Genomic DNA, 13,198 nt, shown 5'->3' on the forward strand with positions numbered 1-13,198 from the left:
GATGTCGACCGAAGACAGGAAAAAGGGCGGTCTGAACCGGCGCGACATGCTCGGGACCACGGCGGCGGTCGCGGTGGCCGGCGCGGCGGGCACGGCCGGAGGAGTCGGACTCTCCCGCATGGGAGCGGTTTCGACGGCCGAAGCGCAGACGCGGCCGCAGCAGGGCGCGGCCCGGCCCGCGACTGCGAGCAAATACGAGGTCAAGCCGGGCGAACTCGACGAATACTATGTGTTCTTCTCGAGCGGCCAGACCGGCGAGGTCCGCATCGTCGGCTGCCCCTCGATGCGCGAACTGATGCGCATCCCGGTCTTCAACCGCGACAGCGCCACCGGCTGGGGCCAGACCAATGAGAGCCTGCGGGTGCTGACCGAGGGGCTCACCCCCGAAAGCCGCGCGTTCCTGAAGGACAAGGGCGGCACCTATCTCAACGGCGACCTGCACCACCCGCACCCGTCCTTCACCGACGGCACCTATGACGGGCGCTATCTCTTCGCCAACGACAAGGCGAACACCCGCGTCTGCCGTATCCGGCTCGACGTGATGAAGTGCGACAAAATCATCGAGCTGCCGAACCAGTACACGGTGCACGGCCTGCGCGTGCAGAAATACCCCCGGACGGGCTACGTCTTCTGCAATGGCGAGGATCGCGTACCCGTGCCGAATGACGGGCGGGACCTGAACAACCCGAAGAAATACGTATCGATCTTCAGCGCTGTCGACGGCGACACCATGAAGGTCGCCTGGCAGCTCAAGGTCGACGGAAATCTCGACAATGTCGACTGCGACTACCAGGGCAAATACGCCTGGGCGACCTGCTACAATTCGGAAGAGGGTGTGACGCTCGCCGAGATGATGGCGAAGGAGCAAGACTGGGTCATCGTCTTCAACCTCAAGCGCATCGAGGAGGCGGTGAAGAAGGGCGAGTTCGAGACCATCGGCGGCGTGCCGGTGCTCGACGGCCGCTCGGGCTCGAAATTCACCCGCTACATCCCGGTGCCGAACAGCCCGCACGGCATCAACACCGCCCCTGACGGCATCCACTTCGTCGCCAATGGCAAGCTCTCGCCGACCGTGACCGTATTCGACGCGCGCCGGCTCGATGATCTGTTCGACGACAAGATCAAGCCGCGTGACGTCGTGGTGGCGGAGCCGGAGCTCGGCCTCGGCCCGTTGCACACTGCCTATGACGGCAAGGGCAACGCCTACACCACGCTCTTCCTCGACAGCCAGGTGGTCAAGTGGAACATCGACCTCGCCAAGCGGGCCTTCAAGGGCGAGAAGGTCAACCCGGTCATCCAGAAGCTGGACGTGCACTACCAGCCCGGCCACAACCACACGACCATGGGCCAGACCAAGGAAGCCGACGGCAAGTGGCTGATCTCGCTGAATAAGTTCTCCAAGGACCGGTTCCTCAACGTCGGCCCGCTCAAGCCCGAGAACGATCAGCTGATCGACATCTCCGGGGACCGGATGGTGCTCGTGCACGACGGCCCGAGCTTCGCCGAGCCCCATGACGCGACCCTGGTGCACCGCTCCAAGATCAACCCGCTGCATGTCTGGAAGCGCGACGACCCGTTCTTTGCCGATGCGGTCAAGCAGGCGAAGGCCGACGACGTCAATCTCGAGCAGGACTCCAAGGTCGTTCGCGACGGCAACAAGGTGCGCGTCTACATGACCTCGGCGGCGCCGGCCTTCGGGCTGGACGAATTCTCGGTCAAGCAGGGCGACGAGGTCACGGTCTTCGTCACCAATATCGACGAGGTCGAGGACCTGACGCACGGGTTCTGCATCACCAATTACGGCCTCAACATGGAGGTTGCGCCGCAGGCCACTGCCTCGGTGACCTTCGTCGCCTCGAAGCCGGGCGTCTACTGGTACTACTGCTCCTGGTTCTGCCATGCCATGCACATGGAGATGAAGGGGCGCATGCTGGTCGAGCCGCAGGGCGCCTGAGACGATGGCCCTGCATCGCACAGCGATGAGCCTTTGGCTGGCGGCGGCTGCCGCCGCCAGCTTCGTCCATCCGGCCCGGGCCGGGCCGGCTCCGGTCGAGCCCGGCGGTGAACCGCTTCAGGCCGTCATCGACCGGGCGGCCGAGGGCGATGTCGTCCTGCTCGCTCCCGGCGAGCATCGCGGCCCGGTCAGGCTGGCGCGCCGGCTCACGCTCCTGGGGCAGGAAGGGGCTGTTCTCGCCGGCAGCGGCCAGGGCAGCGTCGTAACCGTTTCGGCTCCCGGCGCCGCGGTGCGCGGCCTCACCATCCGCGGCTCCGGCCGCGATGCCGAGCGCATGGATGCCGGCGTCTTCGTTGAGAAGACGGCGAGCGGCGCGCTGGTCGAAGGCAACCGGATCGAGGGCAATCTCTATGGCATCTATCTGCATGGCGCCGAGAATGCGATCGCGCGCCGCAACGAGATCGTCGGCATCGCCGAAGGACGGGTGAACGAGGCCGGAAACGGCATCTCGGTCTGGAATGCGCCGGGCGCCAAGGTGCTCGACAACGACGTCCGTTACGGGCGCGACGGCATCTTCGTCGTCACCAGCAAGAACAACGTCTTCAGCGGCAACCGTTTCAGGGATCTGCGTTTCGCGATCCACTACATGTACACCAACGACAGCGAGATCTCGGACAACCGCTCGCTCGGCAATTCCGTCGGCTTCGCCATCATGTTCTCGCACCGGCTGACGGTGCGCGGCAACGTCTCGGACGGCGACCGGGACCACGGTTTCCTGTTCAACTACGCCAACCAGTCGCGGATCACGGGCAACGCCGTGCTCGGCCGCCTGCAGCCGGCCGAACGCTGGCTCGGCGCCGGCATGCGCAGCAAGGACACGCAGGAGCACGGCCTGCCGGCGACGGAGCCCGAAGCCGCGACCGGAACCGGTGCCCGCCCGGCGCCGACGAAATGCGTCTTCATCTACAACGCCAACCAGAACCGTTTCCGCGACAACTGGTTCGAAGGCTGCGAGATCGGCATCCACTTCACCGCCGGCTCCGAGCGCAACGAGATCGTCAACAACGCCTTCATCCGCAACCGCAACCAGGTGAAATATGTCGGGAGCCGCTATCTCGACTGGTCGACCGGAGGGCGCGGCAATTACTGGAGCGACAATCCCGGTTTCGACCTGAATGGCGATGGTCTCGCCGACAGCGCCTATCGGCCGAACGATCTCGTCGACACGGTGCTCTGGACCGCCCCGCAGGCGAAGCTTCTGATCAATTCCCCGGCCGTGCAGGTGATCCGCTGGGCCCAGGCCCAGTTCCCGGCACTGCTTCCGGGCGGTGTCGTCGACAGCCATCCGCTGATGGCGCCGCCGCCCCGGCCTCCATTCGCAGAAGGACGACGCCCGTGACGGCCACCGTCGACATCCGGAATCTCGTGAAGCGCTTCGGCGCGGTCGCGGCGGTGAAGGATGTCTCCTTCACCCTGCCGCCCGGCGAAACGGTCGCGCTCGTCGGCCATAACGGCGCCGGCAAGACCACACTGATGAAGCTGATGCTCGGCCTGATCCACCCGAGTGAAGGGACCGTCCAGGTTCTTGGCGAGAACCCTGCAGCCGGGGATTTCGCCGCCCGCAGGCATCTCGGCTATCTGCCGGAGAGCGTTTCGTTCAACACCGGCCTGACCGGGCGGGAGACCATCGCCTTCTATGCCCGCCTGAAGCGCCAGCCGATCGCGCTTGCGCTGGCGCTGATCGAGCGCGTCGGCCTCGGCCATGCCGTCGACCGGCGGGTCGGAACCTATTCGAAGGGCATGCGCCAGCGCCTCGGCCTCGCCCAGGCGCTGCTCGGCCGCCCGCGCGTGCTCCTGCTCGACGAGCCGACCACCGGGCTCGATCCGGCGCTGCGCCAGAGCTTCTACGACATCGTTGAGGAACTGCGCGCCGATGGTGCGACCATCCTGCTGTCCTCCCACGCGCTGACCGAACTCGAGGAGCGGGCGGGCCGCGTCATCATCATGAACCGGGGCGTGAAGGTCGCCGACGGTACCCTCGACGAGCTGCGCCGGATCGCTCAGTTGCCGACGCGCATCCGCCTGCGCGTCGCGGAGCAACTGCCTGACGCGCTGGAAAACTGGCTGGCGCCCATCGCGAACTGGCGGCGGATCAACGGCCACGGTGTCGAGATCGATGCCGCTCCCGCGGACAAGATCGCCATATTGCGCCATGCCACCGGCCCCGAAGCACCGGTTGACGACCTTGAAGTCGTGCCGCCGACGCTCGACGAGCTCTACGCACATTTCCTGCGCTCCCAGGAGCAGGCCCGATGAGAAACGTCCTGATCGTCGCCCTCAAGGAGATTCAGGAGGCGCTGCGCAATCGCTGGGTGCTGGCGACAACCTTGCTGCTGGCGGCACTGGCGCTCTCGCTCACCTTCCTCGGCAGCACGCCGACCGGCCATGTCGGCGTCCGAGCGCTCGACGTCGTGATCGTCAGCCTTTCGAGCCTGACGATCTTCCTGCTCCCGCTGATCGCCCTGCTGATCTCGCATGATGCGATCGTCGGCGAGATGGAGCGCGGCACGATGCTTCTGCTTCTGAGCTATCCGATTGCCCGCTGGCAGGTGCTGCTCGGCAAGTTCGCCGGGCATCTCATGGTCCTCGCCTTCGCAACCCTGCTCGGCTATGGCGCCGCCGCCGGCGCGCTGGTCGCGACGGGCGCCACCATCGATGCCGAAAGCTGGGCCGCCTTCGCTGCGATGATCGGCTCCTCGATCCTGCTCGGGGCGGTCTTCATCGCGGTCGGCTATCTGGTCAGCGCACTCGTCGGCAGCCGCGGCGCCGCAGCCGGGGCCGCGATCGGCATCTGGCTCCTCTTCGTGCTGATCTACGACATGGCGCTGCTCGGCTTCCTGGTCGTCGATCAGGGGCGTGTCCTGTCCGGTGGACTGCTCAACACGCTGCTGCTGCTCAACCCGGCCGACATCTATCGCCTGTTCAACCTGACCGGCTTCGCCAATGTCAGCGCCTTCTCAGGCATGGCCGGCGTCGCGCAATCGGCTCAGCTCGGCCCCTCGCTGCTGCTCGCCGCGCTCATCGCCTGGGCGCTGGTGCCGCTCGGCCTGGCGGCCGTCGCCTTCTCGAGGAGAGAGCTATGAGGCTGTTCGCCCTGTCAGCGGTTCTGATCGCCGGTCTGGCCGCCGGTTGCGACGACAAGACCAAGACCGCCGCGCCGCCGCCACCCCAGGCGCTGACGCAGCAGGCCATGGGGCATTATTGCGGGATGAACGTGCTGGAACATCCCGGACCGAAGGGGCAGATCCTGCTGGCGAGCCGGCTGCAGCCGGTCTGGTTCTCCTCGGCTCGCGACACGCTGTCCTTTACCCTTCTGCCCGAGGAGGCCAAGGACATCCAGGCCGTCTACGTTTCCGACATGGGCAAGGCACCGAGCTGGGAAGAGCCTGGCGCCACCAATTGGATCGATGCGAAACAGGCGCTCTTCGTCGTCGGCAGCAGCAGGAAGGGCGGCATGGGGGCGGCCGAGCTGGTGCCCTTCGCCCAACGCGACGCCGCCGAGGCCTTCGTCGCCAGGCATGGGGGCAGCATCCTTTCCTTCGACGCGATCCCGCGCGACGCCGTGCTCGGCAGTGACAGCGACGCGGCTGCGCCGGACGGGCCGCCGCCGGCCGCTGGCACGCATCTGCATTGAGGAGCCCGTCATGGCCACCGTAACCCGCAGGCGCCTGATCGGCATTACGGCCGCGGCAGGCGGGCTCGCCTTGCTGCCTGTCGGCACGCGCGCCGCCGCCGAAGGTCATCTCGTCGGCTGGCGCGGCCAGTGCATGGGTGCAGTCGCCTCGCTGCAAATCCACCATCCCGACCGGGCCGAGGCGGAACGGCTGATTGCCGCCGCGCTGGTCGAGGTGGCGCGGCTGGAGCGCATTTTCAGCCTGCATCGCGACGATTCGGCGCTCGTCAGGCTGAACCGCGACGGGATGATGGTCGCGCCACCGCCCGAGCTCGTCACGCTGCTCAGCGATTGCCGCCGCTACTGGACTCTCTCCGGCGGCGCCTTCGATCCGACGGTCCAGCCCCTCTGGACCTTGTATCGCCGCCATTTCGCCGGGCCCGATGCTGATCCATCAGGCCCCCCCGCCGCAGCCTTGAGCCGGGCGCTCGCCGTGGTCGGCTTCGAGCATGTCATGGCCGGCCCGGATCGGATTCTGTTCCGCCGCCGCCGCATGGCACTCACCTTGAACGGCATCGCCCAAGGATACATCACCGATCGGGTCGTCGCCTTACTTCGTAGGGGCGGCGTCGACCGCAGTCTGGTCGACATGGGCGAGCCCCGGGCACTCGGCCGGCGCCCGGACGGCAAGCCGTGGCAGATCGGAATCGCCGATGCGATGGAACCGTCCCATACCACCCAGGTGCTCGACATCGTCGACGGAGCCGTCGCAACGTCATCCGCTCATGGTTTCCGCTTCGACCGCGACGGTCGGTTCCATCATCTGCTCGATCCGCAGAGCGGCGCGTCGCCCGATCGCTATCGTTCCGTGACCGTGGCCATGCCGACGGCGACCGCGGCCGACGCCCTTTCGACGGCCTTCAGCCTCATGCCGGCACAGGATGTCCTCCGGGCGACGCAGGCGCTCGGAGCCGGCCGCGTCTATCTGACAAACGCGACAGGACGGACGGAGGCTATCGGAGCCTGAGAACAGACGTAGACCTCCTCGCGCCTGGACGATTTCCAGAAGCGCTCGACGAAGAGGTCGAGCAAGCCATCGCGGCATGGCTCGAACGAAACGGCCTCCGGCGAATCCGGGGCGCTTCCCTAAACGGCTTCGCTTGAGCGGATGATCCAGATCAGCCTGGTCTCGATGTCGGCTAGATTCTGAAATGAATGCGGCTGCCGGCTGTCAAATTGAAAAGCGTCGCCTTCTCCGAGAAGGTAGCGCTGCTCGGCAATGCGCAGCTCGATGCGGCCTTGGACGACGTAGCCTGCCTTCTCGCCATTGCGTCGCGAAGGGTCCGGACCGGAGCCGCCCCCCACTGCGATCGACAACATGAAGAACTCCATCTCCGAATGCCCGGGGGGTGAAAGGAGTTCCTTCGTCAGACCCGTCTTACCGAACAGCAGCGTCGAGCGCTGCCCTTGCCGGGTTACCGTGCCTTTTTCCGGATCGTGGTCTGCATCCACGTCGAAAAAGCTCGCGAGCGGCACCCCCAGAGCGACGCGCAGCCTGTCGAGCAGCTTCAGCGAAGGAGAAGTCCTTCCGCGCTCGATATGGCTCAGCATTCCCACCGAGATCTGACTGCGCGCCGAAAGCGCCGCCAGGGTAAGCCCCTGCTCGACACGCAGATTGCGTATCCGCTCTCCCAAACTGACCAGCGTGGCGCTGTCGATGTCGTCGGCGTCTGACATTGAATTACGGTTCGGCGAGGAAGCAGAGGATGCTGGCATACGATAGCGCTTATAGCCCAGTTAAAATTTCATGGCGAGGACCGCAAAGCGCGCTTGCCAAATTATATCACCATGATACGAATCTGGAAGCGGTCCAGGCTTTGATATTCGCGATCCAGAGTTGATTTCTGCTGATTTTGGCGGTTTTCGCGGGAAGATTTGCGAGTTTGGATGCTCTGAAAGTCGACTTACGGGTGAAATTCCCTTCAAGAATTTTACGCGCATGAGAATTATGGCGTGAGCGGCAACCGCTCATCGCGCCACAAAAAGGAGGGGTCACCATGGCGAATTTCTCGATCACCCGCAGGCATGCCGGCGCTCTGCTGTTTGGAACGGCGCTCGCGGCGCTGTCGCCGCTCTCGGCCATCGCCAATCCTCAGCCGGGCGGGACGCTGACGATCACGACGACGCCGGAGCCGGCGCTGATCACGAATGCGCTGAGTTCGGCGCCGACGACGGCAGAGCTCGCCACCAAGATATTCGACGGCCTTCTCGAATATGACATGAACCTGAAGCCGATCCCGTCGCTGGCTGAAAGCTGGTCGACCAGTGCCGATGGCAAGACGGTGACCTTCAAGCTGCGAGAGGGAGTCGTCTGGCATGACGGCAAGCCCTTCAGCAGCGCCGACGTCCAGTTTTCGCTGATGGAGGTGGTCAAGACCCATCATCCTCGCGGACAGGGCAATCTCGGCCCGGTCACCTCCATCGACACGCCGGACGCCCGGACCGCCGTCTTCAATCTCGCGCATCCCTATCCGCCGTTGATGATGGGGCTTTCCAGCCTCGAGGCGCCGATCGTCCCGCGGCACATCTACGAAGGCACTGATTTTCGGAACAATCCGGCGGTCAACAACCCGATCGGAACCGGCCCCTTCAAATTCACGCGCTGGGAGAAGGGCAATTACATCCAGCTCGACCGGAACGAGAAGTATTGGCGCCCGGGCCGTCCCTATCTCGACCGCCTCATCTTCCGTTTCATCGCGGATTCCGCGACGCGGGCGGCGGGTGTCGAGCGGGGCGAGATCGATGTCGCGACCTTCGGCACGATCAACCCGGTCGAGATGCGGCGGCTGGAGAAACTCCCGAGCCTGAGCATCGCCCAAGGCGGCTACGAGGCCATCGCACCGACGATGATGCTGGAGCTCAATACGCAGCGCGCCCCCTTCAACGACAAACGCGTACGCCTGGCCGTCGCATATGCCCTCGATCGGCAGTTCATCACCAAGAACATCTGGTACGGTTTCGGCAAGCCCGCCACCGGGCCGATCTCATCCGTGCTGAAGGGCGCGGGGGCATTCACCGATCAGGGCATCCTGCGCTTCGACGGCAAGGATCGGCTCGATGTCGCCAACAAGCTGCTCGACGAGGCAGGCCTGAAGCGCGGCAAGAACGGCGTGCGCGTCAAGATTTTCCACGATCCGGCGCCGTTCGGCGAGGACTGGCGCCGCATGGGCGAATACATCAAGCAGGCGCTGAGCCGGGTCGGGATCGAGGTCGAGCTTCGCAACCGCGACTACCCCTCCTTCGTTCGCCAGGTTCACAATGAGTATGATTTCGACATGACCTCGACCTGGTCGATCGGCATGGCCGACCCCACGCTCGGCGTGCAGCGCCAGACCTGGTCCCGGATGATCAATCCGAAAGTGCCCTTCGGGAACACGGCGCAGTACAGCAATCCGGAAGTCGACAAGCTCTGGGAGGCTGCGCAGACCGAGACGGATACTGCCAAGCGCAATCAGATCTTCCATAAGCTTCAGGAGACGCTCGTCGCCGACAGCCCCCTGATCTGGATCATGGAGATGGACTTGGTGGCCGTGCAGAACAAGCGCGTCCAGAACCTGATCACGTCTCCGCTCGGCATCCGCGGCGGTCTTTACGACACCTGGCTCCAGCGCTGAGCCGGCAACCGAGGCGTGGGCGTCGCCCACGCCTCTCCGATCCGCTTTCGAGGTCCGTCAATGTGGGTTGCGCGGGGCAAGTACATCCTGGATCGCCTGATCCGGGGGCTGCCGATCATTCTGGCCATCGTGGTGGTCAATTTCTTTCTCATCCGCCTCGCACCGGGTGATGCCGCCCAGGTTCTCGCGGGCGAGGCCGGTGCCGCGAGCGAGCAGTATATGGAGCAGATCAGGCGGCAATTCGGCCTAGATCAGCCGCTTTACGTCCAGTTCTTCAGCTATATGAAGAACATCGCCCTGTTCGATCTCGGCTACTCGTTCCGGCATAATCGGGAAGTCTCCAGCCTCATCTTCGAGCGTCTGGGCGCGACCGCCTTGCTGATGACCGCCGCGATGATCGTTTCCGTCTCGCTGGGGATCGTGCTGGGAGCCGTCGCGGCGATCCGCGACCGGACGCTCATCAGCCATATCATCACGGTGTTCGCCGTCGTTTCCTACGCGACGCCGCTGTTCTGGATCGGGCTGATGTTCATCATCGTCTTCTCGATTCATCTCGGCTGGTTTCCGACCAGCGGCATCATCACCGTCGGCGCCGACTATACAGGCCTTCGCGCGATGCTGGACGTGCTGCATCATCTCGTCCTGCCGGCACTGGCTCTGTCCTGCTTCTACATCGCGCTCTACACGCGCCTGATGCGGGCATCCATGCTCGAAACGCTCGGTCTCGACTTCATCAAGACGGCGCGCGCCAAGGGCCTGGGTGACCGCAAGATCGTCGTGCGCCACGCCTTGCGAAACGCCATCCTGCCGGTCCTCACCATGGCCGGAGTGCAGGTTTCGGCGATGCTGGGCGGCTCCGTGATCATCGAGTCCGTGTTCGGCTGGCCGGGGCTCGGATTGCTCGCGTTCGAATCCCTGTTCGCGCGCGACCTGAATCTCCTGCTCGGCATTTTCTTCCTGAGCTCGATCCTGGTCGTCGTCACCAATGCCGTCGTCGACGTGATCTACACGATCGTCGACCCGCGTATCGAACTGAAGCGGAAGCGGGCTCATGGCTGAGACAGTTTTTCGTGGCCTGGGCGTTCTCGGGCGGGTCCTGCGGAGTCCCAGCGGTGCCTGCGGCATGTTCCTGCTGTCCTGCGTGGTCGTGCTCGCTATCGCCGCGCCCTGGCTTTACCCGGACGGCCCGTTCGAAATGGTCGGCGCGCCCTTCAGCCCTCCCTTCGACGAGTTCCCCCTGGGAACCGACATGCTCGGGCGGGATATCGCCGCGGGGATCGCCTACGGAGCACGCATCTCCCTCGTCGTCGGAGCCGTGGCGACACTGTTCATCACCGTGCTCGGCACGGTGATCGGCGGAACGGCCGGATATTACGGGGGGAGCATCGACTCCGCCGTGATGCGCATCACCGAGTTCTTTCAGACGATCCCGACCTTCATCGGCGCCATCGTCATCGTCGCGATCCTGGGGCCGACGCTTCCCAACGTGATCGGCGCGATCGCCATCGTCTCCTGGGCACCGCTCGCCCGATTGGTGCGTGCCGAAGTCATCGCGGTCAAGAACAGGGAGTTCACCTCCGCCTGCCTCGCGCTCGGGATGGGTGATCTGCGGATCATGATCGTCCAGATCCTGCCGAACGTCCTGTCGACGATCGTCGTCGCCGGCTCGCTGATGGTGGCCACCGCCATCCTGTTCGAATCGGGCCTATCGTTCCTGGGGCTCGGCGACCCCAACATCATGACGTGGGGCTTCATGATCGGCGCGGGAAGAGCCGCGATCAGGACCGCCTGGTGGATGGTCACGCTGCCGGGTCTCGCCGTCCTCTTGACGGTTCTGGCGATCAATCTGGTCGGCGATGCCCTGAACGAAGCACTCAACCCGAGGCAGAAGCGCTGATGGCCGCCGAGAACCTGCTTTCCGTCGAGCGCATCAGGACCGAGTTCCGGTCGACGCGCGGCGCCTGGTTTCCGGTCGTCGACGAAGTCGATCTGTCCGTCGCGGCCGGTGAGACCCTCGCAGTCGTCGGAGAATCGGGCTGCGGCAAGAGCATGCTGGCGCACTCGATCATGCGGCTCCTGCCACCGCGGATCGCGCGGTCCGGGGGCGGCCGGGTGATGCTGGACGGGCGCGACCTGCTGGCGCTCTCGGAGGCCGAAATGAGAGGCGTCCGCGGCAAGGACGTCTCGATGATCTTCCAGGAGCCGATGACGAGCCTCAACCCGCTCATGCCGGTCGGGCGCCAGATCGTCGAAAGCATCCTGGAGCACGACGACTGCAGCCGCGCGGATGCAAATCGTCGTGGCCTGGAGCTGATGGATCTGGTCGGCATACCGGAGGCCAGAGCACGCTTCGACCAGTATCCGCACCATCTTTCCGGGGGAATGCGCCAGCGGATCGTGATCGCGATCGCGCTCGCATGCCGCCCCAAGGTTCTGATCGCGGACGAGCCGACGACGGCGCTTGACGTGACGATCCAGGCGCAGGTCCTCGCGCTGATCGACCGCCTCAAAAGCGAGCTCGGCATGGGCGTGATCCTGATCACGCACGATCTGGGAGTGGTCGCCGAATGGGCCCAGCGCGTCATGGTCATGTATGCCGGGCGCAAGGTCGAGGAAGCGGATGCCGAGAGCTTCTTCCGTGGTCCCAAGCATCCCTATAGCCGGGCTCTGCTTGCCAGCGTGCCCCGGCCCGAGGACGTTCTGAGCGGAATTGTTCGGCCGCTCGCCGAGATTCCCGGCGCCGTTCCGCCGATGGACCGCCTCGGCCAGGGCTGCGCCTTCTACCAGAGGTGCGACCGGCGCAGCGACGCCTGCCTGGCCGCCGCGCCCCCGTTACAGCAAGGCGACCGACACAACGCCGTCGCCTGCATCCATTCGGAACCCTGACGATGTCGCTCCTGTCGGTCGAGAAACTCGTAAAGCACCATCGGACGCCATCCGGGACCGTTCGCGCGGTGGACAACATCAGCTTTGCCGTCAAGCCGGGCGAGACACTTGCGCTCGTCGGCGAGTCCGGTTGCGGAAAGTCCACTTTGGGACGCACGATCATGCGCCTGCACGAGCCCGACGAAGGCGCGATCGTCTTCAAGGGCCGCGACATCGCCCATCTTTCGCGCGCCGAAATGAGACCCGTTCGGCGCGACATCCAGATGGTCTTCCAGGATCCGTACGCCTCGCTCAATCCACGACGCACGATCGGACAGATCCTTACGGAGCCCTATTCCGTGCATCGCATCGGCAGTTCCGCCGAGCGGGCGAAAAAGGTCGGCGATCTCATCGAGAATGTCGGGCTGCACGCCGACCATGCCAACCGCTATCCGCACGAATTGTCGGGCGGCCAACGTCAGCGGATCGCTATCGCCAGGGCCATCGCACTGGAGCCGAGTCTGGTCGTCTGCGACGAGCCCGTCTCGGCCTTGGACGTCTCGATCCAGGCTCAGATCATCAACCTGCTGCGGCGCCTGCAGGATCTGAGTGGCGCGGCCTATCTCTTCATCTCACACGACTTGTCGGTCGTCGGCTATCTCGCCGACCGCATCGCCGTCATGTATCTCGGTGAGATCGTCGAGATTTCTCCCAAGAAGGAACTCTGGCAGCAGCCGCTTCATCCCTACACGCAGGCGCTGTTCTCCGCGATTGCCGAACCGCTGCCGCCAAGCGTCCCGCGCAGAAAGCGGATCGAGATGATCGGGGAAATCCCGAGCCCGATGAAGCCGCCATCGGGCTGCCGGTTTCACACGCGCTGTCCGATGGCCATGCCCAAATGCCGTGAAGTGCCGCCCGTTCTGGCGGAAATCGCCGGAGGCACGAGCGGCCGGCAGGTGGCCTGCCATCTCCATTCAAGCGCGAACTGAGCGTCTCGCCCGGCTGCCGCTTGAAGAAACGCCCTTCCATCCA

The 13,198-nt window shown here is 64.9% G+C and carries 12 protein-coding genes; 11 read left to right on the top strand and 1 reads right to left on the bottom strand.

Annotated elements, in window-relative coordinates:
• Position 1 precedes the first annotated feature (1 nt).
• From nosZ to AC3RCC_RS26335, 6 genes are read left to right on the top strand one after another with little or no spacing between them, the layout of a single operon-like run.
• Positions 2-1,954 (top strand): TAT-dependent nitrous-oxide reductase, encoded by a 1,953-nt coding sequence (gene nosZ / locus AC3RCC_RS26310; RefSeq protein ID WP_291635056.1) that lies wholly within the window; start codon positions 2-4, stop codon positions 1,952-1,954.
• Between the two features lie 25 nt (positions 1,955-1,979).
• Positions 1,980-3,353, top strand: a complete 1,374-nt coding sequence (locus tag AC3RCC_RS26315) for a nitrous oxide reductase family maturation protein NosD (RefSeq protein WP_291635052.1) — start codon at positions 1,980-1,982, stop codon at positions 3,351-3,353.
• Positions 3,350-4,270 carry an ABC transporter ATP-binding protein gene (locus AC3RCC_RS26320; protein WP_492257105.1) on the top strand — a complete coding sequence of 307 codons (921 nt, stop codon included), beginning with the start codon at positions 3,350-3,352 and terminating at the stop codon, positions 4,268-4,270. Before AC3RCC_RS26315 ends, AC3RCC_RS26320 begins: the two co-directional genes overlap by 4 nt.
• Positions 4,267-5,097, top strand: coding sequence for an ABC transporter permease (locus tag AC3RCC_RS26325; RefSeq protein WP_291644263.1), 831 nt, complete (start codon positions 4,267-4,269; stop codon positions 5,095-5,097). Before AC3RCC_RS26320 ends, AC3RCC_RS26325 begins: the two co-directional genes overlap by 4 nt.
• Positions 5,094-5,648 (top strand): nitrous oxide reductase accessory protein NosL, encoded by a 555-nt coding sequence (locus AC3RCC_RS26330; protein ID WP_291640597.1) that lies wholly within the window; start codon positions 5,094-5,096, stop codon positions 5,646-5,648. The genes AC3RCC_RS26325 and AC3RCC_RS26330 overlap by 4 nt, the downstream gene beginning before the upstream one ends.
• A 10-nt stretch (positions 5,649-5,658) precedes the next feature.
• Positions 5,659-6,654 (top strand): FAD:protein FMN transferase, encoded by a 996-nt coding sequence (locus AC3RCC_RS26335; RefSeq protein ID WP_492257106.1) that lies wholly within the window; start codon positions 5,659-5,661, stop codon positions 6,652-6,654.
• Between the two features lie 119 nt (positions 6,655-6,773).
• On the opposite strand, the gene AC3RCC_RS26340 is transcribed toward AC3RCC_RS26335, so the two are convergent.
• Entirely contained in the window at positions 6,774-7,364 is a 591-nt protein-coding gene (locus tag AC3RCC_RS26340) for a helix-turn-helix domain-containing protein (RefSeq protein ID WP_291640593.1), read from the bottom strand.
• A gap of 320 nt (positions 7,365-7,684) precedes the next feature.
• Here AC3RCC_RS26340 and AC3RCC_RS26345 point away from each other — a divergent pair, with 320 nt between their 5' ends.
• The 5 genes from AC3RCC_RS26345 to AC3RCC_RS26365 are packed head-to-tail and all read left to right on the top strand — an operon-like array spanning position 7,685 to position 13,155.
• A complete protein-coding gene (locus tag AC3RCC_RS26345) occupies positions 7,685-9,301 on the top strand; it encodes an ABC transporter substrate-binding protein (RefSeq protein WP_492257107.1) in 1,617 nt (538 codons plus the stop codon).
• A gap of 60 nt (positions 9,302-9,361) precedes the next feature.
• A complete protein-coding gene (locus AC3RCC_RS26350) occupies positions 9,362-10,360 on the top strand; it encodes an ABC transporter permease (RefSeq protein ID WP_291640588.1) in 999 nt (332 codons plus the stop codon).
• Positions 10,353-11,198 (top strand): ABC transporter permease, encoded by an 846-nt coding sequence (locus tag AC3RCC_RS26355; protein WP_492257108.1) that lies wholly within the window; start codon positions 10,353-10,355, stop codon positions 11,196-11,198. Before AC3RCC_RS26350 ends, AC3RCC_RS26355 begins: the two co-directional genes overlap by 8 nt.
• Positions 11,198-12,187 (top strand): ABC transporter ATP-binding protein, encoded by a 990-nt coding sequence (locus AC3RCC_RS26360; RefSeq protein WP_291640601.1) that lies wholly within the window; start codon positions 11,198-11,200, stop codon positions 12,185-12,187. The genes AC3RCC_RS26355 and AC3RCC_RS26360 overlap by 1 nt, the downstream gene beginning before the upstream one ends.
• Positions 12,188-12,189: 2 nt before the next feature.
• Positions 12,190-13,155: an ABC transporter ATP-binding protein gene (locus tag AC3RCC_RS26365; RefSeq protein WP_492257109.1), complete on the top strand. Its 966-nt coding sequence runs from the start codon at positions 12,190-12,192 to the stop codon at positions 13,153-13,155.
• The last annotated feature ends 43 nt before the right edge of the window (positions 13,156-13,198 follow it).

The sequence above is a fragment of the Allobosea sp. GW823-FHT01F03 genome (assembly GCF_058798075.1).

What these genes read in the sequence shown, in the direction of transcription:
- AC3RCC_RS26350 (WP_291640588.1), top strand. Translation starts at nt 9,362, where the DNA reads ATGTGGGTTGCGCGGGGCAAGTACATCCTGGATCGCCTGATCCGGGGG.
- AC3RCC_RS26360 (WP_291640601.1), top strand. Translation starts at nt 11,198, where the DNA reads ATGGCCGCCGAGAACCTGCTTTCCGTCGAGCGCATCAGGACCGAGTTC.
- AC3RCC_RS26315 (WP_291635052.1), top strand. Translation starts at nt 1,980, where the DNA reads ATGAGCCTTTGGCTGGCGGCGGCTGCCGCCGCCAGCTTCGTCCATCCG.
- nosZ (WP_291635056.1), top strand. Translation starts at nt 2, where the DNA reads ATGTCGACCGAAGACAGGAAAAAGGGCGGTCTGAACCGGCGCGACATG.
- AC3RCC_RS26330 (WP_291640597.1), top strand. Translation starts at nt 5,094, where the DNA reads ATGAGGCTGTTCGCCCTGTCAGCGGTTCTGATCGCCGGTCTGGCCGCC.
- AC3RCC_RS26365 (WP_492257109.1), top strand. Translation starts at nt 12,190, where the DNA reads ATGTCGCTCCTGTCGGTCGAGAAACTCGTAAAGCACCATCGGACGCCA.
- AC3RCC_RS26355 (WP_492257108.1), top strand. Translation starts at nt 10,353, where the DNA reads ATGGCTGAGACAGTTTTTCGTGGCCTGGGCGTTCTCGGGCGGGTCCTG.
- AC3RCC_RS26325 (WP_291644263.1), top strand. Translation starts at nt 4,267, where the DNA reads ATGAGAAACGTCCTGATCGTCGCCCTCAAGGAGATTCAGGAGGCGCTG.
- AC3RCC_RS26345 (WP_492257107.1), top strand. Translation starts at nt 7,685, where the DNA reads ATGGCGAATTTCTCGATCACCCGCAGGCATGCCGGCGCTCTGCTGTTT.
- AC3RCC_RS26340 (WP_291640593.1), bottom strand. Translation starts at nt 7,364, where the DNA reads ATGTCAGACGCCGACGACATCGACAGCGCCACGCTGGTCAGTTTGGGA.
- AC3RCC_RS26335 (WP_492257106.1), top strand. Translation starts at nt 5,659, where the DNA reads ATGGCCACCGTAACCCGCAGGCGCCTGATCGGCATTACGGCCGCGGCA.